The following is a 25,146-nucleotide window of genomic DNA, read 5'->3' as shown; positions in this document are numbered from 1 at the left end:
GAGCGACAACCCGAATGTCGCCCTGCCTCGCAGCGGACGGTGGCTTCGTACCCTAGTCGGCCACCGACCTGCGATGTCTTTCGTTGAAGGACACCGAACACCAACTACTATGCCCACGCACGAGCTGCATGTCAGTCGTCATTATGGGGGACAATTCTGGCAGTTCCGGTCCGCATGTGCGGATCGTGTCCCCCGAGTGAGGGGATACCGACCGGGAAGTGCGCCCTGCAACGCGTTCCGGTCACCTGCGCACCAGGGGTACATCAGCGGAGAGATCGGCCCCAGGCGCCCGGTCCGTGGTCGAGCGGGCGGCGCAGTCCGCGGGCCGCGGCGTCCCACCCGGTGCGGGGCTCGACGACCACGGCAGCGCGACCGGCGGCCGCGGCCTCGTCGGCCTGGCGCTGCAGGACGGCCACGACCGCGGCGAGCTCCTCGGGCGTGGGGTCGCCGGAGACCACCCGGACGTCCGCCACGGAGGCGGGCTCGTCCGAGGGTACGGCTGCTGCGTGTCGGCCCATCAGAGGGGAATGTTCCCGTGCTTCTTCGGGGGCAGCGTGGCACGCTTGCCCCGCAGCGACCGGAGGGCCTTGATGACCGACACCCGGGTGGCGTGCGGCTGGATGATGCCGTCGAGCTCACCGCGCTCGGCTGCCAGGTAGGGCGACGCGACGTTGTACGTGTACTCGTTCGCGAGCTTCGTGCGGACTGCGGCGACGTCCTCGCCGGACTCCTCGGCGCGCTTGATCTCGGCGCGGTACAGGATGTTGACGGCACCCTGACCGCCCATGACGGCGATCTCGGCGGTCGGCCACGCCAGGTTGATGTCGGCGCCGAGCTGTTTCGACCCCATCACGATGTACGCGCCGCCGTAGGCCTTGCGGGTGATGACGGTGACGAGCGGGACGGTGGCCTCGGCGTAGGCGTACAGCAGCTTCGCGCCGCGGCGGATGACGCCGGTCCACTCCTGGTCGGTCCCGGGCAGGTAGCCGGGCACGTCCACCAGGGTCAGGATCGGGATGCCGAACGCGTCGCAGAACCGCACGAACCGGGCGGCCTTCTCGCCGGCGTCGATGTTGAGCGTGCCGGCCATCGCCTGCGGCTGGTTCGCGATGATGCCGACCGTGCGGCCCTCGACCCGGCCGAAGCCGATCAGGATGTTCGGGGCGAAGAGCGGCTGCACCTCGAGGAACTCACCGTCGTCGACGATGTGCTCGATGATCGTGGTGACGTCGTACGGCTGGTTCGTCGAGTCCGGGATCACGAGGTCGAGCTCGTGGTCGGCGTCGGTGGTCTCGAGCTCCGGGGCGACGTCGTAGGCCGGCGGGTCGGACAGGTTGTTGTCCGGCAGGAACCCGATGAGCGAGCGCGCGTAGTCGAGCGCGTCGGTCTCGTCCTCGGCCAGGTAGTGGGCCACGCCGGAGACCGCGTTGTGGGTCTGCGCGCCGCCGAGCTCCTCGAAGCCGACGTCCTCGCCCGTGACGGTCTTGATGACGTCCGGACCGGTGACGAACATGTGGCTGGTCTTGTCGACCATGATCACGAAGTCGGTGAGGGCGGGCGAGTACACCGCGCCGCCGGCCGCCGGGCCCATCACGATGGAGAGCTGCGGGATGACGCCGGAAGCCTGGGTGTTCAGGCGGAAGATCTCGCCGTACTTGCCGAGTGCGACGACGCCTTCCTGGATGCGGGCGCCGCCGGAGTCGAGGATGCCGATGATCGGCACGCCCGTCTTCAGCGCGTGCTGCATGACCTTGATGATCTTCTCGCCGGCGACCTCGCCGAGCGACCCGCCGAAGACCGTGAAGTCCTGCGCGTACACAGCGACGTTGCGGCCGTGGATCGTGCCGACACCGGTGACGACCGCGTCACCGTAGGGGCGCTTGGCGTCCATGCCGAACGACGTGGTGCGGTGCCGCACGAACTCGTCGAACTCCACGAAGGAGTTCTCGTCGAGCAGCTGCTCGATGCGTTCGCGGGCGGTGCCCTTGCCCTTCGCGTGCTGCTTGGCGATGGCGGATTCGCCCGCGGCGGTCACGGCCTCGTGGTACCGGTCGCGGAGGTCGGCCAGCCGGCCGGCCGTCGTCGACAGATCGGGGGTGTCTCCTGAAGTCACCCGCTCACCCTACCGGCGGGTGGGACGCTGCCGGTTGGAGGACCCCCACGGTTCCTGCCCGTACATTTGCGTGCATGTCCACATCCCCGTCGCCGTCGTTCCCCGTCACCAGCGAGGCCGTCCGGTCGGCGGGCGCGACGATCACCACCCCCGCCGAGACCGGGTCCACCAACGCGGACCTGCTCGCCGGCGCCCCGGAGCAGCAGCACGGCAGTGTCCTCGCGACCCTGCACCAGACCGCGGGCCGGGGCCGGCTCGACCGCACCTGGACCGCTCCGGCCGGTGAGACGCTCGCCGCCAGCGTGCTCGTCCGTGCGGACCTGGACGACCACGACCGCGGCTGGCTGCCGTTGGTCGCCGGCGCGGCGATGCGCGACGCGATCGCGTCGGTCCTGCCCGCCGGCGCGGACGTCGTCGTGAAGTGGCCGAACGACGTGCAGGTCGCCGGGGACAAGGTGTGCGGGATCCTCTGCCAGGTCGCCGCCGACGGCAGCGTCGTGGTCGGGGCCGGCGTGAACCTGACGATCCCGGCGGATCGGCTGCCCACCACGACGTCCACGTCGCTCCTGCTCGTCGGCGCGGTCGACGACGCACCCGCCCTGGCCGACGCGGTCCTGTCCGCCTTCCTGCAGTCCGTCCTGGAGGCGGTGGCCGGCCTGGTCACGGGTGGTCCCGCCGCCGGGACGGTCCGGTCCCACGTCCGCGCCGCCTGCGGCACGATCGGTCGCCGCATCCGCCTCGAGCTGCCGGACGGCACGGTCGAGGAAGCCGACGCGACCGGCATCGACGATGCCGGCCGCATCACGATCCGGGACCAGGCGGGCGTCACCAGGGGCGTCGCGGTGGGGGACGTCACCCACCTGCGGTATGCATGACGGCATGACCGCCGAGCCCCCGCCCGAACGTGTCGTCGCACGCCTGCGACCGCACGCCCGTCGGCTGGTGCGCCCGGCGGTGTTCGTCGTGCTCGTCACCGCCGCCGGCGGGTTCGGCTTCGGGGTGTTCCAGGCGCAGTTGGCGTGGCTCAACGCCGTCGTCGCGCTCGTCGTCGTGGTGCTCGTCGTGTTCGGCGGCGCCGTCCCGCTGTTCCGCTGGATGTCGGAGCGGTACGTCGTCACCACCCGTCGCCTGGTCGTGGTGGGCGGACTCGGTACCCGGACCCGACGGGAGCTCCTGCACTCCCGCGGCTACGACGTGACGGTGCGGCGCCGCGGGCTGCAGGGGCTGTTCCGCTCCGGCGACGTGCTCGTGTTCCCCGGGGACGACCCAGCGGTGGTCCTCGCCGACGTGCCGCACGCCGACCTCGTCGTCGCCGTCCTGCACGACCTGGTGGAGGCGTACGAGGCCCGGCGTCGGCACCGTGAGCCGGACTGGGACGAGATCGTCGGCGGTCCGGACCGTCCGCCGTGGGGCGACGTGCGGGCCTGACCCGGCCGCTGCGGGCGTCGATGCGGGCGTCGCCGTGGGCGCCGTGATGAGACTTCGGCGAGAAACCGGTACCGTCTTCGACGTGCGTATCTCTGTGATCGGCTGCGGCTACCTCGGTGCCGTGCACGCCGCCTCCATGGCCAAACTCGGACACGAGGTCGTCGCCGTGGACGTCGACCCCACCAAGATCGAGCGGCTCGCCGCGGGCGAGGCCCCCTTCTTCGAGCCCGGCCTGCCCGAGATCCTGACCGAGGCCCTCGAGTCCGGCCGGATCCGCTTCACCACCGACATGGCCGAGGTCGCGGGTGCCCGCGTGCACTTCCTCGCAGTGGGCACCCCGCAGGGTCCGACCGGTGCCGCGGACCTGACCTACGTCAACGCCGCCGTCGCCGCGCTCACCCCGCACCTGTCCGCCGGCGAGTTCGTCGTCGGCAAGTCGACCGTGCCCGTCGGCACCGCCGCGCGCCTGGCCGCCGAGGTCAGCGAAGCCGTCCCCGGTGCCACGCTCGTCTGGAACCCCGAGTTCCTGCGTGAGGGCTTCGCCGTGCAGGACACCATCGCGCCGGACCGCTTCGTCTACGGCGTGCCCGACGGCGAGGCCGGCGAACGGGCCGTCGCCGCGCTCGACGAGGTCTACGCCGAGGCGCTGTCCACCGGTACGCCCCGACTCGTCGTCAACCTGCCCACCGCTGAGCTCGTGAAGATCAGCGCCAACGCGTTCCTCGCCACGAAGATCTCGTTCATCAACTCGATGGCCGAGATCGCCGAGGTCGCCGGTGCCGACGTCACGGCGCTCGCGGACGCGATCGGTCACGACGCCCGCATCGGCCGCAAGTTCCTGAACGCCGGCCTCGGCTTCGGTGGCGGTTGCCTGCCGAAGGACATCCGTGCGTTCCAGGCGCGGGCGAACGAGCTGGGGGTCGGGGAGTCCCTGGCGTTCCTGGCCGACGTCGACGCCACGAACCTGCGACGTCGCGCCCACGTCGTCGAGCTGGCGCAGGAGCTGCTCGGCGGCGTCGTCAGCGGCAAGCGCATCGCGGTGCTCGGCCTGGCCTTCAAGCCGAACTCCGACGACGTCCGCGACTCGCCGGCCCTCGACATCGCGGCCCGCCTGCAGGAACTCGGTGCCGTCGTCTCGGCGTACGACCCCGAGGCCGTCGTCACCGCGCGCCGCGTGCACCCCGAGCTGGACTACGTCGAGAGCGCGGCCGAGGCGCTGGGCGGGGCGGAGCTGGTGCTCGTGCTGACCGAGTGGACCGAGTTCCGCGAGCTCGACGCGACCGCCGCAGCCGCGCTCGTGGCGTCGCCGGTCGTCATCGACGGCCGCAACTGCCTCGACCGTGACGCGTGGACCGCCGCCGGTTTCACGTACCGCGGCATGGGACGCTGACGTCTCCTGGCGTGCAGCAGCGCGGCCGACGCCCGGACCGCGCCCGCACCCTGCTGACCGCGGGGTTCCGCGGCCGGGACTGGGCGACACCGGTCGTCCTCGCCGCCACGCTGCTCGTCCTGACCACCTCGGTGGCACGGACGTTCTCGTCGATGCCGCTCGCGAGCGTCGATGAGTCCGCCCACGTGGACTACGTGTTGCGGGTGTGGCACGGGCAGCTCCCGGTGCTCCTGGACGGCATCCGCTTCCGGCCGGGCTTCGGCGGGACGCCGCCGGTGCAGTGGGTCGCGCAGCACCCGCCGCTGTACTACGTCCTGCTCGCCCCGGTGATCGGCCCGCTCGTGGACGCCGGGCACCCCGTGCAGGCGGTCGTGTTCGGCCGGCTGTGCAACGCCGTGTTCGCCGCCGCGGTCGTGCCGAGCGCGGCGTGGGCGGCCTCGCGCTGCTTCCCGGGCGTCGTGCGGCTGCCCGCGACCGTCGCCGTCGTCACCGCGTCGACCAGCGTCCTCGTGGTGCAGGGCGGCGTCGTCTACAACGACTCGCTGGCGGCGCTGACCTGCGCGTTGGCCTGCGGGGTCGCCGGTGCGGCACTCCGGTCCGGTGTCGGCCCGGGACTCGCGGTCGGGGGAGCACTGGTCGCCGCCGCCGGCACGGCGACGCGGCTGACCTTCGCGCTCTGGCTCGTGGCGATGGTCGTGGCGTTCGCGCTGTCCCGGACGGTGCGGCTCGGTCGCCTGCACGGGATCGGTGCCCGGGTGCTGGTCGCCGCGGTGCCCCTCGTCGCCGCAGCTGCTGCGTCCGGGTGGTTCTGGCTGCGCAACCAGGCGTTGACCGGGTCGTTCAGCGGGCGGCCGACCGCGTGGCCCGGGTACACGCCCCGGCCGCACTACTCCGAGGTCGAGGTCGTCTCGATGCTGGGGTTCTGGCGCCAGCTCTTCGCGCTCTTCCGCGGGGCACTCCCGATCGCGTCGCCGCTGCCGTGGGTGCTCCTGCTCCTGCCGGTGCTGCTGTTCGTCACTGCCCTCGTCACGCGTCGCCTGCGACCCTGGGCCCCGGCGGACGACGACCGGTGGCCGCGCCGGCTCGTCGTTGCGATGCTGGTCGTCGTCACCGTGCTGTTCGTCGTCGTCGAGATCCGCTACGCCGCCGGCGGTGGGGCGCCGCTGAACCGCTACACGCTCACCGTCCTGGTGCCGATCGCACTCGCGATGTCGGCGGGGTTCCTCGCCTGGGGCCGGGCCGGCACGTGGATCGCGCTGGCCTGGACCGTGGCGGCCTTCGTGCCGACCTGGTCGCTCGTCGACACGGCCGGGTCCGAGCTGGTCGGACACTCCGGCGCCGTGGTCGTGCTGGCGGCCTCGGCCGCGGCGGTGTGCGCCGCGGCCGTCGTGGTGCTCTACGCGATCGCCGCGCGCAGCACCGCTCGGTAACGCTCGCCGATCCGTTCGGTGGAGAACTCCGCTGCCGATACGACGGCCTGCTCCTGGTAGCGGGTCCGTGCCGCGTCGTCGGTGAGCACACGCTGGAGCGCTCGGCGGAGTGCCGGGACGTCACCCGGGGGCACGAGCACGCCGGACACGTCGTCCTGCACGACGTCCCGGATGCCGGGCAGGTCGCTCGCGACGATCGCGGCCCCGACCGCCGCGGCCTCGAGCAGGGTGACCGGCAGTCCCTCTTGGTCGCCGTTCGCCGCGGGGATCGACGGCACCGCGACGACCGTGGCCGACGCGAGGGTCTCGAGTACCTCGGTGCGCCCGCGCTGGCCCAGGAACGTCACCGGCAGCCCGGCGGCCTGCTGCTCGAGCTGCGCCCGGTAGGGGCCGTCGCCGACCACGGTGAGTCGCCACGGCACGTCGTCACCGAGTCCTCGGAGCGCCGCAATCAGGTTGCCGAAGCCCTTCTTCTCGACGAGTCGCCCGACCGCCACCACGTGGTGTTCCTGTGCGGGGACGCGGGCGCGGGTGTCACGGGCCGGACCGAGATCGACACCCATGGGGATGACGGTGGAGCGTGACTCGGGCACCCCCCACTCGGTCAGGCGGTCGCGCATCTCGGAGTTCACGGTGGTGACGTGCGCCGAACGGCCGAACACCCAGCGCTTCAGCCGCACCAGGGGAGCGGCGCGCAGGGCGTAGATGTCCCCGCCGTGGGTCGTGACGACGATCGGAACGCCCGGGGCCGCCAGCGTCGCGACGAGTGCCTGCGGGATGGCCCAGTGGGCGTGGATGACGTCGGGCTTCGCGGAGCGGACCACGCGCCGGATCGCGAACCACTGCGCGAGCACCAGCGCCGGCACCTGCACGATGCGGGAGCGCCGCTCCTTGAGGTTGTCGAGGATCGCGCCGTCGGCCAGGTCCTCGAACGCCTTCGGGAAGTACGGGAACCGCCGGACACCGACGTCGCCGATGCGCTCGGTGGTGGCACCGCCGGGCACCCGGGGGGTGAGCACCATCGTGTCGAACTCGAGCGCCTCCTGGTGGGCGAGGTCGAGCACGAACGCCGGGACACCGTCGTCCGGGCGGGCCGGGAACGTCGAGCCCAGGACGAGCAGACGGGGGCGGTCCTGGCGGGAGCGAGCGGAGCGAGTGGTGCGGGACATCGTGCCTTTCCGGGGCTGGCGGGGGACGGTCCGGTAGGCTCTCACCCCGTGCGCGTACTGATCCACAATAGCGATTCGCCCCACAACCGCGGGGACCGGGCGATCCTCGCCGGCAACGTCGAGCTCGTCCGCCGCCGGTGGCCGGACGCCGAGATCGTCTCCCTGTCCCAGTACCCCGAGCGGGACGCCGCGTGGTTCGGGATCCGGTTCCTGCCGGTCTCCCCGTACAGCACCGGCATCGGCGACCTCTTCGCCCTGCTCCGTGCCGCTCGCGGCGCCGACGTGGTGCTCTGGGGCGGCGGCGAGATTCTGAAGGACTACACGAACAAGCTCGGCCTCGTGTACTGGTTCGGCAAGATGCTGCTCGTCCGTGCGGTCAACAAGCACCTCGTCGGGGCGTTCCAGGGCATCGGCCCGACCACCGCCGGGGTCAGCAAGCGCCTGATCCGTGCCACCGTCGACCTCTGCAGCGCGTTCGCCGTCCGTGACGACGAGTCCCGCGAGAAGCTCCTGTCCTGGGGCGTGACGACGCCGATCGTGTCGTCCTTCGACCCGGCGGTCGTCGGGACGGTCACTCCGCCCGACGCCGAGGTGCTCGAGCGGCTCGAGCGCACCACCGGCCTGACCGCCGAGCAGCTCGAGGGCTCGATCGGTTTCGGCGTCCGTCGCTGGTTCCACTACAAGCGCAGCGGCTGGATCCCGTTCCGCTTCCTGCCGAAGCGCTTCCGTCAGACCGGCGTCGACAGCGACAAGCTCGTGACGTACCGGCAGGCCGTCGCCGACCTCGCCGACCGTGTCATCGACCGCTGGGACGCCGACGTGGTGTTCTACCCGATGCACATGGAGGCGTCCGAGGGCGACGCCGCCTTCGCCCGCGAGGTCATCGCGCTCATGCGGCACGCCGACCGCACCCACGTGGTCGAGGCCGACGAGTTCTCGCCGTCCGAGTACGCCGGGCTGATGTCGCGCAGCCGCCTGTTCCTGGCGAGCCGCCTGCACTCCGCGATCGTCGCCACCATCGCCGGGGTCCCCGCTGCGGTGCTCTACTACGTCGACAAGGGCCGGCTCTTCTTCGAGCAGATGGGGCAGCAGGCGTACTCGAAGCCGATCGAGGCCGCACTCGAGCCCACGTTCGTCGACGATGTCACGGCGCAGCTCGAGGCGCTCGACGCGGACCGCGACGCGGTCCGCGCGCAGCTCGCCGAGGGCGTGGCCCGCATGGCGACCGCCCTCGACGCAGACTTCGCCGAAGCGACGCGCGACGTGCGCTGACATCGCGCGCTGACACGGCGGGTGCGAACGCGCGCCCGTGACGGACAGGAGGCCCGTGGCGACACCGCCACGGGCCTCCTGTCCGTCGTCAGCCTGCGTCAGCTCGTCCGGGACGCGAAGCGCTTCAGGTACGTGATGTCGTTGCGGTAGACGTCCTGGTCGCCGGGGAGCGTGCCGCTGGCCGCCCACTGCCAGAAGGTCCACTTCGACCAGCTGCGCCCGAGGGTGCCAGGGGTGGTGAAGTTCTGCACCGGGTAGATCGCGACGAACAACGGGTTCTTCGAGAACTGGTTGCTGTTGTTCGTGCAGCGCTTCCACCAGTCGGTCGTGGTGTAGATCGCGGGGTACCGACCCGTCTTGGCGACGACGGTCCGGTTGAAGTCCTTGATCCACGTGCGCATCGCGCCCCACGACTTGCCGTAGCAGGTGCCCTGGGCGGCGCTGCCGTACTCGATGTCGAGCAGCGGTGGCAGGGTCTTGCCGTCCTTGCTCCACTGACCGCCGTGGGCGAAGAAGTAGTTCGCGGTCGCGGCGCCGCTCGCCTGGCTCGGCTGTGCGTACACGTAGCCGCCGCGGTACAGGTTGCGCTGCTTGGCGGTGGCGTACTGCTGCTTGTAGGTGGAACTGACGTACGAGGTGCCCTCGGTCGCCTTGACGTACACGAACCGGGCGCCGTTGCGGTACGCCTGCAGGAAGTTGACGCTCGGCTGCCACGCGCTGATGTCGAAGCCCTGCACCCGGCCGGGGGGCGGGCCGCCGGCGGTGGCGGCAGCAGCCGACGAGCTGAGGGACTGTGCGCTCACCCCGCCGCCCGAGGTCGCGTCGGGGAAGGTCGTCACGTGGGTCTCACCGGCGTGGGCGGCGATGCCGGCACCCATGGTGTGGTTACCGGTGCGGTCCATCTCGGCGATGGAGAGCTGCTGACCGGTGTCGGCGGGTTCCGTTGCGGTCACGCCGACCGCCGGGCCGCTGCCGAAGGTGATGGCCCCGGCGACGGCGGCAGCGGTGCCGAGTCCGAGGAGTCTGCTGATCGGTGCGCGCATGTGGTCTCGTCTTCCCTGTCGAGATGCCGTGGGCCTGATCTCCCACGCCGCGGTCCGAGTGATGCTACCCGGCCTCGGCGACACCTGTCCGTGAGGCGCACACAGGCGGCGTCCGCCGCCGGGGTCTAGTGGGCCGTCCGCGTGCGCTCGTCGTCCGTCTCGACCTCGGGCAGGCGGCCGCGCGAGGAGACCTCGCGGGTGGCGTGCTTCTGCCGGCGGTTCAGGAAGTTGCGCTCCACGAGCCACCACATCCCGACGCAGATCGCCAGGGTCACCGGGATCACCACGAAGACCATCATCAGGAACTGCCACTTCGGGTACAGGCCCATCGGCAGGAGCAGCAGGTTGCCGAGTCCGAGCAGCGGACTGTGGAAGAGGTAGATCGTGTACGACACGAGGCCGGCGAGCACGAAGGGCTTCCACGCGAAGAACCGTGCGAGCCAGGTGTGCTGCCCGGTGACCGCCTTGCGCCCCATCCAGGTCAGCAGGATGCCGGCGAAGATGCCGAGGACGACCTCGGACGGCCAGGTCTGGTGCTGCCAGTAGTCGCGGTTGCGGAAGAAGACGAGGAGCATGCCGACGAACATCGCGGCCACGAACACGCCGCCCTGCCATCGCGGACCGCCGAGCTTCGAGGTGTTCAGCTTGCCGGTCAGGTGCTCGTCTCGGGCCTTGACGGTGAGCTCGGCGGCGAGCATGCCGACCGCGAAGAGGCCGACGAACCACGGGTGCATCCACGAGTAGCGGCTCTCGGAACCCATCCACATGCCGATGAGGACCAGCGAGGACGCGGTCGCCCAGCCGCCGAAGACCTTCCAGAGCGGCAGGATCAGCAGCGGCATGAGGAAGTAGATCTGCCACTCGACGGCGACCGTCCACATCGGGCCGTTGATCTTGCCGATGTACTGCGGGAAGAAGTCGTGCACCAGGAAGAAGTGCGTGAGGAACGTGCCCCAGCCCATCGGGAGCTTGGTGTCCCACTGGGTGCCGCCGGGCTGCCCCATCACCGGGACGAACAGGATGATGAGCGCGAAGACGACGAGCGACGCCCAGTACGGCGGGATGATCCGTCGGGCGCGGCGCCAGATGAACTTCCAGAAGCCACCCGGCAGCCGGTAGCGGTCGAACCGGGTCACGACGGGCAGCATCAGGACGTAGCCGGACAGGACGATGAACAGCGGGACGCCGAGGTAGCCCCACCCGATGAACGGTCGCAGCCACGGCAGTTCCGTCGGTCCGGTACCGGTCGTCCCCGTGAAGAGGTACGCGTGGTAGAACACCACGGCCAGGGCAGCGAGACCGCGGAGCCCGTCCAGGTACGGGAACTCGAGTCGACCCCCTGCGCGGGGAGCGGCCGCCGTCGGTTCGGCTGCGGATTCGGCTGCGCGGGTTTCGGTGGCCAACGAACGTCCTCGAGGTGGTCGGAGCGGGGTCCCCGGCAGTCTCCCACACGCCGAGCGGGGCCCGCGATCCGCCTCGGTGCGGTCCGGCAAGCGAACGGATGTCATGATGAAGCACGTGACCGTGACGACGACCGCACCACCGCAGATCACCCACGAGCCCGCTCGACGGCGTTCGGGGGCGGGTGCGCGACGGTACCGGCACGTCGTCGCGCCCCTGGTCCTGGGCGTCCTCGTGGTGATCGGGGTCGCCCTGAGCGCCGCCGTGGCGTACCACAACCGCCTCGGCGTGACGAACGTCGACGGCATCTCCTACATGGGCATCGCGCGCGAGTACGCGAACGGCTGGCTGCCCGACGCGATCAACGCGTACTGGTCGCCGCTGGTCTCGTGGTTGATGGCGCCGTTCATCGCGCTCGGTCTCGGCATGCAGACGGCCTTCGCGATCGTCAACTGCTTCGCCGTGGCCGTCGTGCTCGGCATCGGCGGGTGGCTCGTCTGGTCGCAGAACCACCGCATCGTCCCCGCCGTGCTCTTCATGGTCACCGCCATCCCCGCCCTGATGAGCGCGGTGTCGGTGCAGACCCCGGACCTGCTCGTCGTCGCGTGGGTCGTCGGGTTCCTCTGGGCGCTCCGCTGGGCCGACCAGGCGCTGCACGGCTCGACGCGCGCCAGGATCGCCTCCGGCGCGGTGCTCGGCGTCGTGGCGGCGCTCGGGTACTTCACGAAGCTCTTCCTGCTGCCCGTGGCCGTCGGCGCCGTGGTCCTCTGGCTGCTGCTGCGCGTCTGGTCCGCTCGTCGCCGCCGTGAGCCCGTCCGGCACTGGTGGACGGCCCCGGTCGCCACGATCGTCGTGTTCGCCGTCGTGATCGCGCCGTGGGTCGGCGCGCTGACCGTCAAGTACGGCACGGTGACGCTCGGTTCGTCGCTGTCGGTGAACATCGGCTCGAAGTTCGACGACGGCGGCCGCGCCACGGACTGGCCGTTCCTGCCGGTCCCGCCCAACGACCACGCCTTCTCGCCCAACGAGGACTTCACCCCGTCGGTCTACAAGCAGGGCCCGATGGACAACCCGGACCCCGCCGTGGTGCCGCCGCCCACGCAGTCGACCACCGAGGACACCGCGCCGAAGGTCACGAAGGATTCCGGCATCGCGGCCCGCGCCGGGTACTACCTGCACGAGCGCATGCTCGCCCTGCCGTACTACCTGCAGAAGATCAGCACCTTCGCCCCGTTCGCGGCGCCGATCGCCCTGCTCTTCGCGGCAGCACTCGTCATCGGTGTCGTGCGGTTCCGTCGTTACGCGTTCACCTGCATCGTCGCGGCGACGACCCTGGTGTACTTCGTCGGCTACGGCATGATCACGTCGTCGTCGAGTGGCGGCGGCAACGCCCGGTACTACTGGCCGCTCTTCTACCTGACCGCGATGATCGGGGCGCTCATGCTGCCGGCCGTCTGGCGGTTGGTGCGCCGTCGCGGCGTGGTCCGGACGATCGTGGCGTGCGTCGCGATCGCGGTCGTGCCGATCGCCTCGTACACGCAGAACTGGCTCGGGTCCCCGGCGCCCTTCTACCCGTCGGTCAACCGCACCGAGGCGTTGCGCGTGTTCGGGCCCACCGACGTGCCGGAGATCGTCCGGCTCGCCGACCAGATCCGGGCGAGCGGCGCGCTGCCCGAGGACGCCACCGTCATCGGCTCGAACTACCGCTCGCTCTCGTCGCTCGCGTTCCTGACCGACACGCGTGTGTACGGTCGCTCAGGTCAGGGCTACACGTACCACTCGGACGCGATGCGCAACCTGTTCATCGACGAGGGCGTGCAGTACTTCGTGCAGTTCGACCCGGCGACCGCCCCGGCGCGCGACTACTCGGTGGCCGGCAAGCTGGTCGGCACGTACAACGCGACGATCTCGTGCAGCGCCGACCGCTCCACCGACCCGGAGATCCCCTGCCGCGTGCAGATCGTCAAGCTCGCCCGGTGACGCTCGACCGGTGATGGCTTCGCGACTCGCTCCCTGCGGCAGCACCGCAGGGAGCGGCCCGCCCCACCGTCTACCATGACCTGAGCCCGTGACCTGAGCAGGAGACCCGTTTGTCCGCAAGCACCAGCGACACCCCCGCGCCCGAGGGGAAGCGTCCGTCGAGGCGACGACGGTTCCTCGGCAAGGCGATCCCCATCGCCTTCTACGTCCTGCTCGCGGTGTTCCTCGTGCTGTACGTCCGGAGCGTGGACTGGGGACAGCTCGCCGGGCTCGACTGGCAGTGGTCGTGGGTGATCCTCGCGACGGTGATCAGCCTCGGCTTCCGGTACTGGGGCGTCGGCATCTGGTTCTACCTGCTGCGACGGCTCGGCGCGACCGGGCTCAAGGGCAGCGGCGTCACCCTGACCTACGTGTACGCGAAGTCCTGGATGGGCCGCTACATCCCCGGTGCCGCGACCTGGATCATCGGCAAGGTCTACTTCGCCTCGAAGCACGGCGTCTCGAAGGCGCGGCTCGGTGTGAGCGGGCTGCTCGAGGGGGCCCTGCAGATCGCCGCGACCCTGGCCCTGGCGCTCGTGCTGCTGCTCATCGACCCGCGGACGCACAACCTCGACCCGTGGCTGATCGTCCTGATGATCGCGGCGTTCGTCGGCTGCGTCGTCTGCCTGATCCCGCGCGTGTTCGTGTTCCTGATCGGGATCGCGCTGAAGATCCTGCGGCGCAAGCCGCTCGAGGCCGACGTCCGTCCGAACCTCGGCACGGTCCTCGGTGGTGCCGGCCTGTACGTCGCGGGTGCGGTGCTGTCCGGCACGGCGTACTACTTCATCACCCTCGGCGTGTACCCGTCGCTGAAGCTCACCGACGCGGCCTTCGTGATCGGTGCCGCGAGCATGGCCTCGGCGATCAGCATGCTGGCCGTCTTCGCCCCCGGCGGGCTCGGCGTCCGCGAAGGTGTGCAGGCTGTCCTGCTGACCCTCGTGATGCCCGCGCCGATCGCCCTCGTCGTGGTGGTCGTCACCCGTGTCTGGAGCCTGGCGGTCGACGGACTCTTCCTGCTCTGCGCTGCGGCCCCCACGTGGTTCCGGCGCAACCGTCCGACCGACGACCCCTCCGCGGTCGAGGGCGGCGTCCCCGCCGCCTGACGAGCGTCGCCCGGGGCGTTTCGTGAGCAGCAATGGTCGGGTCCGGATGACGGACCCGACCATTGCTGCTCACGAAGTGGGGCACCGGTCGCGCGTGACAGACGGGAGGCCCGGTGCCAGCTGGTGGGGCCCACCTCCCGTCCGTCTCGTGGTGCGTCCACCCCGCGCCGTGCGCCGTCCGCCGAGGGGTCACAAAGTGTCGGTTGAGGCCGCGCCTGCCGACGGTTCGCGACCCCTCGGGGCCGCGCCTGCGGCACGTCGTGCCACCTCGGTGCCCCACCGCCGGCGTGTCAGGGGGCGGAAACCGTCGTCGCCACTGCCCGGCGGTCGGCGCGGGCGACCTGCACGACCGACGCGACGAGGCCCACGGCGACCAGGGCCACGACGACCACGAGCACCGCGGGCGGCACCGGGCCGATCTCGGAGTACCGCAGCAGCCCGCGGCCCGTCACCGGGAACAGCGCCGCGTTCCAGAACCAGGCAGACGCCACCGCGAAGCCGTACACGCCCACCGCGGGCAGCACGACGGCCAGTCCCACCACGACCCAGGAGCGCGCCCGGCCGGCCGGCACCAGCCGTCGCCAGGCGAGCGCGCTCAGCACGATCAGGCAGACGATCGCGGGGAAGTAGTACCGGCCCTGGGTGGCCGCGACCTCGGTGGTGGTGAGGTACGAGTGTGCGCTCGTGCGGTTCTGGATGCCGATCAGCAGCGCGGGGAACACCGCGAGGCAGAGCGCCACCCGCAGGTCCGGACCGCGTCGGAACGCCCACCCGACGAGCACCACCAGGACGACCAGGGTCAGGACGGCGGTGAGCAGGTCGCCGATGGTGACCTGGGCCCGGCCGCCGAAGCTGCCCCAGAACGTGCGGGCCAGGGTGCCCCAGCTGACGTCGAGGAAGTGTCCGAGCGTGGGGCTCTCGCCCGGTGGGAAGTCCTTCGGTGGACGCATGGCCGTGTAGCCGTTCGGCTGCACACGGCCGTACGTCACCAGGTTGTGCAGCCACCACCAGGCGCCGATGCCGCCGGAGACCACCATCGCGACGACCGTGCGGACGACCCGTTGCCGCAGGGACAGCACCCCCGCGCCCGCGAACAGCACCACCACCGCGACGAACGGCACCGCCGGCAACCCGGTGCCCTTGATCCAGACCAGGGCCCCTAGGACGACCGCCAGGGCGATCGTGGTGCGCCAGCGGAGGTCACCCGTGAGCAGGCGGGTGGCCAGCCAGACGACGATCCCGGCGACGAGCAGCACCGGGGCGTCGTTCGAGAACGACGAACCGATGGACGCGAGCTCGGGCGTCGCGAACACGGCAAGGGCACCGATCAGCGCGGCGCGGGGGCTTCGGGTCACACGGCGCACCGACGCCCAGGCGAGCAGCGGCAGCGCGGTCACGGCCAGCACGTCCGCCAGGCGGAGGGCGACGAAGGCGTGGTCCCAGCGGAGTTCACCGAAGTCGACGGCACGGAGCACCGCGGCTCCGGCCAGGTAGGCGGTCGGCGGGTGCTGGGTCATCTGGTTGACCGTGGCCGACGGGCCCGGGGCGTTCTGGAGCAGCTCGCTCACCGTCGACCACTGGTCGGACGGCTTCGTCGCCTGCTCGACCTTGGCGGCCTGCACGGCGTTGGTGACGAACAGCTCGCCGGGTGCGGCCCACGCGTCACCGAGGGCGAGGTGCACCGCGGCGTCGATGTGCGCGGTTTCGTCAGGGGCCTCGAACACCGGGACGATCAACGCCCACGCCACCAGCCAGAGCCCGAAGGTCGCCGTGATCACCGCGATCGCGACGCGTTCCCAGCGTGCGATGCGGGGTGGAGCAGGGGTGGTGGTCATCTCGGCCGTCACCCCACCGATCCTAGGTCAGGCGCCGTGCGGGACCCGCGGCGGCGTCGGGCACCGACTCGTCGGCAGCGGCCGCCCGCGTGGCGGTCCGCTCGGGGTGGTAGACCCAGACCTTGTAGAGCCAGAACCGGAACACCGTGCCGAGCACGAGCCCGATGACGTTCGCGACGTTGTCGGCGAGCACCGAGGTGAGCCCCATCGCGTAGTGCGACACCCCGAGGCACGCGAGCGCGATGACCATGCCGCCGAGCGACACGACGACGAACTCGATGCCCTCGCGGGTGGCCACGGCCCGTCGCTGCTCGCGGAACGTCCAGTACCGGTTGCCCATCCAGTTCACGAAGATCGCCACGACGGTGGAGACGACCTTCGCCCAGAACGGCCCGGAGTGGACGTCCTCGGGGTTCAGGACGGTGATGCGCAGCACGTTGAACACCGTGGTGTCCACGACGAAGCCGACGGCACCGACGACACCGAAGCGTGCCAGCTGGGCGATGAGGCGCCGCACGTGCCCTCCAGGATCCGTAGAGTTGTGACCGGTCGTGCAGAGCACGGCCCGAACAGCGATTGTAGACAACGCGTTCACACCGCACGGTGGGAACGCCGGAAGGATCACACAGCATGGCGTTGCGCGTCGGGGTCATCGGTGGGGGACAGCTGGCACGGATGATGGTGCCGGCCGCGGTCGAACTGGGGATCGACATCCGCGTGCTCGCCGAGGGACCGGGCATGTCCGCGGCCATCGCCGCGACCGCAGAGGGCGACTACCACGACGCCGCCACGGTGCTCGAGTTCGCACGACAGGTCGACGTCGTGACCTTCGACCACGAGCACGTGCCGCAGGACGTCCTGCGCAGCCTGGTCGACGCGGGCGTGGCGGTCCACCCCGGACCGGCCGCGCTCGCCGTCGCGCAGGACAAGATCACGATGCGCCGCCGGCTCAGCGAACTCGGACTGCCGGTGCCCGACTGGGCCGCCGTGCACGACCCCGACGAGCTCCGCGACTTCCTCGCCGACCACGGTGGCCGAGCCGTCGTCAAGACGCCGCGGGGCGGGTACGACGGCAAGGGCGTCCGGGTCGTCTCCGACGCGTCCGACGTCGACGACTGGTTCATCGCCGTTGCCGAGGCCGGCGGCGACCAGGCGCTCCTGGTCGAGGAGCTCGTCCCCTTCACCCGCGAGCTCGCGCAGTCCGTGGCACGCCGCCCCTCCGGGCAGGTCGTCGCCTGGCCGCTCGTCGAGACCGTCCAGCGCGACGGGGTCTGCGCCGAGGTCATCGCCCCGGCCCCGGACAGCGCCGGCCGCATCGCCGACCTGGCCGAGTCGATCGCCGTCCGCATCGCCGAGGAGCTCGGGGTGACCGGCGTGCTGGCGGTCGAGCTGTTCCAGACCGACGACGAGCGCATCCTGATCAACGAGCTCGCGATGCGTCCGCACAACACCGGGCACTGGACCATCGACGGTGCCACCACCAGCCAGTTCGAGCAGCACCTGCGGGCTGTCCTCGACCTGCCGCTCGGGGCCACCGGCTCGTTCGCTCCGGTGTCGGTCATGGTCAACGTGCTCGGCGGACCCGCGGACGGCGACCTCGCCGCCCGGTACCCCGCAGCGCTCGAGGCCTTCCCCGAGGCGAAGTACCACTTCTACGGCAAGGCGCCCCGGCCCGGCCGGAAGATCGGCCACGTCACGGTGCTCGGCGACGACGTCGACGACGTCGTCTACCGCGCCCGCGCGGCAGCGGCGCACTTCGACGACTGACGGCACCTCCGACGGCCCGGGTCGCGTCCTCGACGTGACCGGATGACGGACGGGAGGCCCGTGGCGACGCCGCCACGGGCCTCCCGTCCGTCACGTGCCGAGGACGCGCTTGTCCGTCGGACAGCGGACACCCCCTCGGGTGGCACCCGCTCGGGAGGCTGGCGAGGGCCGGGAGCGCGTGTTCCCCTGGAACGGTCCGTGCCCGCCCGTCCAGGGGAGTCTCCATGCGTCGCCGTCCGCGCCGTGCCGCCGTCTGCGGTGCCGCCGTCGCCCTCGTCGCAGCGGTCGCCGGCCTGCTGCCGACCGCGACCGCGTCCGCCGCGACGTCGGCCCCCACCATCCGCTCCGCCACGTCCGCGTCGCTCTACGGGGCCGGACCGTACCGGTCGCCCACGAGCGAGGCCGCGAAGGCCCAGGCCGCCCTCGCCACCACCGACCCCGCCGGAGCCGCGGCGGCTGGGACCATCGCCGGCTACCCGGTCGCCACCTGGCTCGGCGACTGGAGCCAGGGCACACAGCTGACCAAGACCATCAGCACCGCCCTCACCGGGGCCGAGCAGACCGGCACCACCCCCGTGTTCGTGCTCTACGCGATCCCAGACCGCGACTGTGGCGGGTACTCCGCCGGCGGGTTCGACGAGCGGTCCTACGACGCATGGGTCGACCAGGTCACCGCGGCGCTCGCCGGGCACCGCGCAGCCGTCATCGTCGAACCGGACTCCCTCGCGATGCTCAGCAACGCCAAGTGCAGCACCGCGCTCGACGAGCAGCGCTACCGGATCCTCTCCCGCACCGTCGCTGGGCTGACCGCCGCCGGGGTCCCCGCCTACCTGGACGCCGGCAACTCGAACTGGGTGCAGCCCGCGCTGATGGCGTCGCGGCTGAACAGCGCGGGCGTGCAGCAGGCCCGCGGGTTCTTCACGAACGTCGCGAACTACTACCCGACCGCCCAGGAGCAGGCGTACGCACAGAAGGTGTCCGCCGCGACCGGGGGCTCCCACTACGTGATCGACACCTCGCGCAACGGGCAGGGCTGGCGCGGCACCTGGTGCAACGGGCCCGGCGCCGGGCTCGGCACGTCACCCCGGGTCGTGTCCGACGGCACCGCGCTCGACGCCCTGCTCTGGGTGAAGACCCCCGGCGCGAGCGACGGCACCTGCAACGGTGCCCCGGCCGCGGGCAAGTGGTACTCGACCTACGCGCGCGCCCTCGTCGCGAACGCCCGTCTGGGGGTGCCCGCCGCAGACCTGACGCCCCGCGGCTCGCTCGAGGCCGTCGCCGGCACCGGCGGCGGCGTCCGCGTGTCCGGCTGGGCCTACGACGAGGACGACCCCACGCAGCCCGTGCGGGTCCGTGCCACCGTCGACGGCGCCTCCGCCGGGGTCACCACCGCCGGGCTCGACCGGCCCGACGTCGACGCACGCTCCGGGGTCGGCGTGACCCACGGCTTCGACGTCGTGGTGCCCACCGCGGCCGGCGCTCGCCGCGTCTGCGTCACCGCGGTGAACATCGGCGCGGGATCGGACACCCCGCTCGGCTGCTCGACCGTCCGCGCCTACCGGCACGACCCCTACGCCGCGCTCGAGTCCGCGAAGGCCGTGCCCCGGGGCATCGCCGTGCGCGGCTGGGCGTTCGACGGCGACGCGGTGGCCTCGGCGAGCCGAGTGGCGATCAAGGTCGACGGCAAGCGGGTGACGTCGCTGGACGCCGACCGCAAGCGTGCCGACGTGGACGCGACCTGGGGCTCCGGCGGGTCGCACGGCTTCGCGGGCACGGTCCGGGTGGCGGTCGGCAAGCACACCGTCTGCGCGATCGCCCACAACACCGGGAGTGGAGCGGACCGCAGGGCGTCACCGTGCCGGACCGTGACGGTGCGCTGAGGAGGCATCCTCCGTGCGACGTTCGTCGTCCGGTGCGAGGTTCCGTCGTCGGTGCGAGGTCCTGCGGCTCGCACCACGCACGGAACCCCGCACCGTTCGCGAGTGACCATGCACGGTGCGAGGCATGCGAGAGGATGGGCGCATGCCGCGTGATCTCGTCCGCCGGGCCGCCCGACGCCTGCGCCGTGCCGTCGTCGGGGCCCCGCCGCAGCCGGTGCCCCTGCCCGTCCTCGGGTACGTCGTCGCCGGTGGTAGGGGCGCGCACCCGGCCTCGGCGCACGTCCGTGTCGTCCGCCGCACCGAGCACCTGGCTGCGAGCGGCACCGCCGAGGTGCGTCAGGTCGACCCGGCAGCGTTCGTCGACGGCTCCGACCAGACGCCCTACGCCGCGCTCCTGGTGCAGCGGGACATCCTTCCCCTGGACGGTGTGCAGCCCTTCCTGGCAGCGGCCGCCTCCAGGGGCATCCGCGTCGTGGCCGAGGTCGACGACGACTTCTTCACCGAGTCCGGACGCGCACGCCTGGCCCGCGCCGAGTACGACCCCGACCGGCTCGCCTCGATCGACGCCCTGGTGCGCGGTGCCGACACCGTCGTCGTGAGCACGCCCGAACTCGCCGACGTGGTCCGTCCGGTCGCGCGGGACGTCGTCGTCGTGCCGAACGCCCTCGACCCGGAGATCTGGACCGCCGGCCCGACGGCGGACGACGACGAACGGCTCGCGGGGGAGCATCGGGTGCTGTACATGGGCACGCTCACCCACGCCGCCGACCTCGAACTCCTGCGTGACGTCTTCGCCGACCTCGCCACCGCCGACGGGACCCCGATCCGGCTCGAGGTCATCGGCGTGACGGAGGAGGGCGGCGCCGACTGGTTCCGCCGGGTGGACGTCCCCGACGGGCACTACCCCGCGTTCTCCCGCTGGCTCATGGCACACCGGGAACGCTGGCAGGCGGGCGTCGCACCGCTCCGCGACGAGGAGTTCAACCGCGCGAAGAGCGACCTGAAGTTCCTCGAGTACACCGCGCTCGGACTGCCGGCCGTGGTGTCCGACCGTCCGTCCTACGCCGTCGCACGAGCCCACGGCGCCGTGGCCGTCCCGGACGACGTGCCGGCGTGGCGGGACGCTGTCCGGACCGCCGTCGAACGTGGCCGGGCGGACGAACACGCCGCACGCTGGGTCGCCGAGGACCGCACGATCGGCCGCGACGGCGACACCTGGCGGCGGGTGCTGCTCGGCTAGGCTCGTCGCGTGACCGACTCCGCCGCACCCGCACAGCCGCTCGTCTCGATCATCATGGGGTCGGACTCCGACTGGCCGACCATGCGGGCCGCGGCGGACATCCTCACCGAACTCGGGATCCCGTTCGAGGCAGACGTCGTGTCGGCGCACCGCACCCCGGACAAGATGACCCGCTTCGCGCGCGGTGCCGCCGGACGTGGCATCCGGGTCGTCATCGCCGGGGCCGGCGGAGCGGCGCACCTGCCGGGCATGGTGGCCTCGATGACGACGCTGCCGGTGATCGGTGTCCCGGTGCAGCTCGCGCGCCTCGACGGCCTCGACTCGCTGCTCTCGATCGTGCAGATGCCGGCGGGGATCCCGGTCGCGACGATGGCGATCAACGGTGCCGCGAACGCCGGGCTGCTGGCCGGGCGGATCATCGGCTCCTCGGAGCCGGCCGTCGCCGCTCGGCTGACCGAGTACGCCGACGGACTCGAGCGCCTGGTCGAGGAGAAGGCCGCGCGCCTGCGCGACTCACTCTGACGGGTCGTCGGGGCGGTGCATCGCGCTACGGTAGCGGGATGCGCCGAGCCCTCCCCGTCCTCGTCCTGTCGGCGGTCGCCGTGGTCGCCGCGGTGGTCTGCGGGTTCGCCCTGGTCGCAGCCGGTCCGCTGAACCCGGTGTCCGGCTGGTCCGGCCCCGCTGAGAGGGGCTTCGTGTCGACGAAGTCCCAGTACGAGTCGATGCTCGCCTCGGTGCACATCGCCGAGGTCGCGGCCGTGGTCGCCGTCGTCGCCGCGGTGTCAGCCGTCGTGGTCGCAGTGGCCGCTCGACGTCGTCGCGCACGGCCCTGACTCACGACACGACGGCGACTCGCAGCCGATCGGGGCGGTGCCCGACCCGCGCCACGCGTACTGACCAGGACTTCTTGCCCGACTGCTGATCCCCGCGCAAGACCCGTGTACTGGGGGTGCGCTGGAGTGTCAACCCCCAGGCGCAGATTGTGGATAGCAACTACCGTGAACGCCGGGCAGCCGAGATCCGGTCGCCCGGCACCCACGGGAACGGGTGCGAACAGTCACGTCAGGGAGTGACAGACCTCATGCAGAAACGCACCACCAGGAGGGCAGCACTCGCCGTCGTGCTCCTCGGAGCAGCACTCGTCGCCGGACCGCTCGGTCAGGGGACCGCGGCGACCGCCAGCTCGGCACCGCTCGGCGACGTCGGGAACTTCAAGCAGACCTTCCGCGAGCAGTTCAGCACCGCGGCCAGTGCCAAGGGCGCGTTCGCCAAGAAGTACGCCAACTCGTGGCAGCCGTACCCGGACGGGACCGGCGGCATGTACTACTCGGGCTCGCAGATCAGCTCGCACAACGGGTACATGGACGTCAAGCTCGACGGCAAGCACGGTGCCGCCGGCACCTTCGGCACGCCGACGGGAGCCTGGGGCCACAAGGGCGGGAAGTTCATCGTCCGCGCCAAGGCCACCGGCGGTGCCGGCAACGGCGCGGCCTTCATGCTCTGGCCGTCGTCCGACCGTTGGGCCGACGGGGAGATCGACTACCCCGAGGCCAACTTCGACCAGCAGCCGATGCTGCACCACCACTCGATGATCGCGGGCCAGGAGGCCAACGCGACGAGCATGAGCACCGGCGTCTCGTGGCGTTCGTGGCACACGTACTCGATCGAGTGGGTGCCCGGGAAGTCCGTCCGGTACCGCCTCGACGGCAAGGTGATCAAGACGATCACCAGCCACGTGCCGAAGACCGCGCACCGGTACATGTTCCAGGTGGGCGACTGGGGCGACGCCGGTCACCTGTACATCGACTGGGTCAGCACCTACACGTACAAGGGCTGACGCGGTCCGACCGTCAGAGGTCGGCGTGCAGCTGCCAGGTCTCCGCGGCGGAGTCGGACCAGTCGTACATGCGTGCGCGGTCCGGCCCCGCCACGGCCAGCTGGCTCGCCAGGTGCGGGTCGTTCACGACCTGGTAGACCGCCTGTGCGAGCCGCGCCGGGTAGGACTCCCGCGGCGACCGGGCAACGGTGACGCCGGCGTCCGACGCGACCTCCGCCACGGCGGGGTCGTCGGAGTGGATCACCGGGGTCCCGAAGCTCATCGCCTCGATCACCGGCAGACCGAAGCCCTCGGCGAGGCTCGGGAACACGAACACCGTCGCACGGTCGTAGACCACCGCGAGGTCGGCGTCGTCGACGCGGCCGAGGACCTTCACCCGGTCGCGTGACAGACCCGCACGCTCGGCGGTGCCGTACACGTCGACGTCGCCCCAGCCGTCCGGACCGGAGATGACGAGGGGCACGTCGGCCGGGGCGTCCGGGTGGGCCATCGCCTCGATCAGGGACGCCAAGGCCTTGCGGGGCTCGAGTGTGCCGACCGCCAGGACGTAGCGGTCGGGCAGACCGAGACGCTCGGCGCGCAGGTCGGCGTCGACGGGCAGGCGGAGGCGCCCGCTCGGGGCGCCGCCGATCACGCGGAGCCGGTCGTCGAACCGGTGGATCTCGTTCAGCGCACCCGCAACGGCGTGGGTCGGCACCACGACGGCGTCCGCGTGCCTCCACGCCCGCTTCACCATCGCCTTGTGGAAGTGGACACCGCGTGGCGTCAGCGTCTCGGGGTTGGTCCACGGCACCACGTCGTGGACGGTGACCACGGTCTGCCGACCCGGGTCCTGGAAACGGTCGTGCTTGACCAGCGGGGCGAGCACGCTCGGCGCGTGCACCATGCCCTTGGCGATGCCGCCCACGAACCCGCCCTGCCAGGCGAGCGACAGCTCACGACGCGGCAGGGGCAGTCGCTGCAGGTCGGACAGCCCGGGCAGGAGCGTCCGCAGGTGTGCCATCTCGTCGGACCCGACGGCGGAGACCACACCCGCCACCTCGCAGCCGCTCGGCGCGTGCTCGACGAGGTGGCGCGCGAGCTCCTCGGCGTAGCGCCCGATGCCGCCCGGTACGGGCGCGACGATCTGGTCGACGATGACGTGGAGGGTGGTCATGGTGCTGTGCTCCTCGTCGTGGTGCGTGGACCCGTGGTACATGGGCCCGTGGTCATGGGGCCGAGGGCCGGCCCCGCGCTCGGCTGCCCGACACTACCAGGGCGATCGCAGCGCCCCCTGGGCGCGGCGGAGGTCGGACAGGAGGCGCGGGTCGGGTTCCGCGACGTCGGGAACCCGGCCCGCGCCTCCTGTCCGAGAGCCGTGCCTACGCCGTCAACGCACCCGCCACGACGGCGGCGTGCAGCGCGTCGCGCCAGTCGCGCATCGGTGCGAGGCCGGCGCGCGACCAGCCGTCGTGTCCGAGCACGCTGTAGGCCGGACGCGGCGCCGGTCGGACGAACGCGGCGCTGTCCGTGGGCAGCACGCGCTCCGGGTCGAGCCCGAGTTCGCGGTAGATGGCCCGCGTGAAGTCGAACCAGGAACCCTGTCCGGCGTTCGTGCCGTGGTAGATGCCCGCGGGGGCATCCCCGTCGACGAGCTCGACGATCCGTGCCGCGAGGTCGCCTGTCCACGTCGGCTGGCCGACCTGGTCGGTGACGACGCTGACGGTGTCGTGCGACCCGGCGAGCCGGAGCATCGTCGCGGCGAAGTTCGGCCCGTGCGCGCCGTAGATCCACGCGGTGCGGACGACGTACGAGGTGTCCGGGGCGATCGCGCGGACGAACGCCTCGCCAGCGGCCTTCGTGCGGCCGTAGGCGTTGATCGGGTCGGTCGGGGCGTCCTCGGCGTAGGGTGCGGTGCCGTTGCCGTCGAAGACGTAGTCGGTCGACACGGTGACGAGCTTCGCGCCGTGGCGGACCGCCGCCTCGGCGAGGAGCTTCGGCCCCGTCGCGTTGACCGCGTGGGCGTCGTCCTCGTGGTCTTCCGCGTCGTCGACCTTCGTGTAGGCGGCCGAGTTGATCACGACGTCGTGCCCGGCGACGGCGGCGTCCACCGCGTCCGGGTCGGTGATGTCGAGGTCCGCCCGCGACAACGCGCTGACGTCGCGGCCGGCGAGTGCTGCCTGGAGGTCCTGGCCGAGCATGCCGGCGGCGCCGGTGATGAGGTACCTGGTCACGGTGTT

At 71.8% G+C, this 25,146-nt stretch carries 22 protein-coding genes; 13 read left to right on the top strand and 9 right to left on the bottom strand.

Annotation, left to right across the window (positions count from 1 at the left end; translation table 11 throughout):
- Positions 1 to 263: 263 nt before the first annotated feature.
- Positions 264 to 473, bottom strand: a complete 210-nt coding sequence (locus DEJ17_RS06910) for an acyl-CoA carboxylase subunit epsilon (protein WP_258366690.1) — start codon at positions 471 to 473, stop codon at positions 264 to 266.
- A 44-nt stretch (positions 474 to 517) separates the two neighbouring features.
- The gene (locus tag DEJ17_RS06905; protein WP_071406413.1) at positions 518 to 2,113 is read right to left on the bottom strand and encodes an acyl-CoA carboxylase subunit beta; all 1,596 of its coding nucleotides are present in this window, start codon (positions 2,111 to 2,113) and stop codon (positions 518 to 520) included.
- A gap of 74 nt (positions 2,114 to 2,187) precedes the next feature.
- On the opposite strand from DEJ17_RS06905, the gene DEJ17_RS06900 reads away from it, so the two are divergent.
- The 4 genes from DEJ17_RS06900 (at position 2,188) to DEJ17_RS06885 (ending at position 6,361) form a co-directional block, all read left to right on the top strand.
- Positions 2,188 to 2,988, top strand: coding sequence for a biotin--[acetyl-CoA-carboxylase] ligase (locus DEJ17_RS06900; RefSeq protein WP_110892697.1), 801 nt, complete (start codon positions 2,188 to 2,190; stop codon positions 2,986 to 2,988).
- A gap of 4 nt (positions 2,989 to 2,992) precedes the next feature.
- Complete coding sequence (locus DEJ17_RS06895; protein WP_181421093.1) at positions 2,993 to 3,541, top strand: PH domain-containing protein; 549 nt, start codon at positions 2,993 to 2,995, stop codon at positions 3,539 to 3,541.
- Positions 3,542 to 3,623: 82 nt separating this feature from the next.
- Complete coding sequence (locus DEJ17_RS06890; RefSeq protein WP_110892695.1) at positions 3,624 to 4,931, top strand: UDP-glucose/GDP-mannose dehydrogenase family protein; 1,308 nt, start codon at positions 3,624 to 3,626, stop codon at positions 4,929 to 4,931.
- An 11-nt stretch (positions 4,932 to 4,942) separates the two neighbouring features.
- Positions 4,943 to 6,361 carry a hypothetical protein gene (locus DEJ17_RS06885; RefSeq protein WP_110892694.1) on the top strand — a complete coding sequence of 473 codons (1,419 nt, stop codon included), beginning with the start codon at positions 4,943 to 4,945 and terminating at the stop codon, positions 6,359 to 6,361.
- On the opposite strand, the gene DEJ17_RS06880 is transcribed toward DEJ17_RS06885, so the two are convergent.
- Positions 6,328 to 7,530, bottom strand: coding sequence for a glycosyltransferase (locus tag DEJ17_RS06880; protein ID WP_146239659.1), 1,203 nt, complete (start codon positions 7,528 to 7,530; stop codon positions 6,328 to 6,330). The two genes, DEJ17_RS06885 and DEJ17_RS06880, sit on opposite strands and share 34 nt — an antisense overlap.
- 48 nt (positions 7,531 to 7,578) lie before the next feature.
- On the opposite strand from DEJ17_RS06880, the gene DEJ17_RS06875 reads away from it, so the two are divergent.
- Positions 7,579 to 8,802, top strand: coding sequence for a polysaccharide pyruvyl transferase family protein (locus tag DEJ17_RS06875; protein WP_181421092.1), 1,224 nt, complete (start codon positions 7,579 to 7,581; stop codon positions 8,800 to 8,802).
- Between the two features lie 98 nt (positions 8,803 to 8,900).
- Here DEJ17_RS06875 and DEJ17_RS06870 read toward each other — a convergent pair whose 3' ends face one another.
- Positions 8,901 to 9,845: a GH25 family lysozyme gene (locus DEJ17_RS06870; protein ID WP_110892691.1), complete on the bottom strand. Its 945-nt coding sequence runs from the start codon at positions 9,843 to 9,845 to the stop codon at positions 8,901 to 8,903.
- 125 nt (positions 9,846 to 9,970) lie between these two features.
- Positions 9,971 to 11,248 carry an acyltransferase gene (locus DEJ17_RS06865; protein ID WP_181421091.1) on the bottom strand — a complete coding sequence of 426 codons (1,278 nt, stop codon included), beginning with the start codon at positions 11,246 to 11,248 and terminating at the stop codon, positions 9,971 to 9,973.
- Positions 11,249 to 11,354: 106 nt separating this feature from the next.
- Here DEJ17_RS06865 and DEJ17_RS06860 point away from each other — a divergent pair, with 106 nt between their 5' ends.
- Positions 11,355 to 13,226, top strand: a complete 1,872-nt coding sequence (locus DEJ17_RS06860) for a glycosyltransferase family 39 protein (RefSeq protein WP_181421090.1) — start codon at positions 11,355 to 11,357, stop codon at positions 13,224 to 13,226.
- A 110-nt stretch (positions 13,227 to 13,336) separates the two neighbouring features.
- Entirely contained in the window at positions 13,337 to 14,368 is a 1,032-nt protein-coding gene (locus DEJ17_RS06855; protein ID WP_110892688.1) for a lysylphosphatidylglycerol synthase domain-containing protein, read from the top strand.
- A gap of 290 nt (positions 14,369 to 14,658) precedes the next feature.
- Here DEJ17_RS06855 and DEJ17_RS06850 read toward each other — a convergent pair whose 3' ends face one another.
- Positions 14,659 to 16,215, bottom strand: coding sequence for a DUF2142 domain-containing protein (locus tag DEJ17_RS06850; RefSeq protein ID WP_110892687.1), 1,557 nt, complete (start codon positions 16,213 to 16,215; stop codon positions 14,659 to 14,661).
- Between the two features lie 10 nt (positions 16,216 to 16,225).
- Positions 16,226 to 16,720, bottom strand: coding sequence for a GtrA family protein (locus DEJ17_RS06845; protein ID WP_110892686.1), 495 nt, complete (start codon positions 16,718 to 16,720; stop codon positions 16,226 to 16,228).
- A 113-nt stretch (positions 16,721 to 16,833) separates the two neighbouring features.
- Between DEJ17_RS06845 and DEJ17_RS06840 the strand changes: the two genes are divergently transcribed.
- The 6 genes from DEJ17_RS06840 to DEJ17_RS06815 all read left to right on the top strand — a co-directional run bounded on the left by DEJ17_RS06840 (position 16,834) and on the right by DEJ17_RS06815 (position 22,927).
- Positions 16,834 to 17,970, top strand: a complete 1,137-nt coding sequence (locus DEJ17_RS06840; RefSeq protein ID WP_110892685.1) for a 5-(carboxyamino)imidazole ribonucleotide synthase — start codon at positions 16,834 to 16,836, stop codon at positions 17,968 to 17,970.
- A 224-nt stretch (positions 17,971 to 18,194) separates the two neighbouring features.
- Positions 18,195 to 19,850: a glycoside hydrolase family 6 protein gene (locus tag DEJ17_RS06835; RefSeq protein WP_110892684.1), complete on the top strand. Its 1,656-nt coding sequence runs from the start codon at positions 18,195 to 18,197 to the stop codon at positions 19,848 to 19,850.
- Positions 19,851 to 19,992: 142 nt separating this feature from the next.
- The gene (locus DEJ17_RS06830; protein WP_110892683.1) at positions 19,993 to 21,090 is read left to right on the top strand and encodes a hypothetical protein; all 1,098 of its coding nucleotides are present in this window, start codon (positions 19,993 to 19,995) and stop codon (positions 21,088 to 21,090) included.
- Between the two features lie 54 nt (positions 21,091 to 21,144).
- Positions 21,145 to 21,612: a 5-(carboxyamino)imidazole ribonucleotide mutase gene (gene purE / locus DEJ17_RS06825; protein ID WP_110892720.1), complete on the top strand. Its 468-nt coding sequence runs from the start codon at positions 21,145 to 21,147 to the stop codon at positions 21,610 to 21,612.
- Positions 21,613 to 21,650: 38 nt separating this feature from the next.
- On the top strand, positions 21,651 to 21,923 hold the full coding sequence (locus DEJ17_RS06820; protein ID WP_110892682.1) for a hypothetical protein: 273 nt from the start codon (positions 21,651 to 21,653) through the stop codon (positions 21,921 to 21,923).
- Between the two features lie 248 nt (positions 21,924 to 22,171).
- Positions 22,172 to 22,927 (top strand): family 16 glycosylhydrolase, encoded by a 756-nt coding sequence (locus DEJ17_RS06815; RefSeq protein ID WP_258366688.1) that lies wholly within the window; start codon positions 22,172 to 22,174, stop codon positions 22,925 to 22,927.
- A gap of 13 nt (positions 22,928 to 22,940) precedes the next feature.
- Here DEJ17_RS06815 and DEJ17_RS06810 read toward each other — a convergent pair whose 3' ends face one another.
- Positions 22,941 to 24,083, bottom strand: coding sequence for a glycosyltransferase family 1 protein (locus tag DEJ17_RS06810; RefSeq protein WP_110892719.1), 1,143 nt, complete (start codon positions 24,081 to 24,083; stop codon positions 22,941 to 22,943).
- A gap of 205 nt (positions 24,084 to 24,288) precedes the next feature.
- On the bottom strand, positions 24,289 to 25,140 hold the full coding sequence (gene rfbD / locus DEJ17_RS06805; RefSeq protein WP_110892680.1) for a dTDP-4-dehydrorhamnose reductase: 852 nt from the start codon (positions 25,138 to 25,140) through the stop codon (positions 24,289 to 24,291).
- Positions 25,141 to 25,146 lie beyond the last annotated feature (6 nt).

The sequence above is a fragment of the Curtobacterium sp. MCSS17_011 genome (genome assembly GCF_003224275.1).
Taxonomy (GTDB): Bacteria; Actinomycetota; Actinomycetes; order Actinomycetales; family Microbacteriaceae; genus Curtobacterium.
Note: the sequence above shows the minus strand (reverse complement) of the source record. Positions and strands in the feature narration are given on the sequence as shown.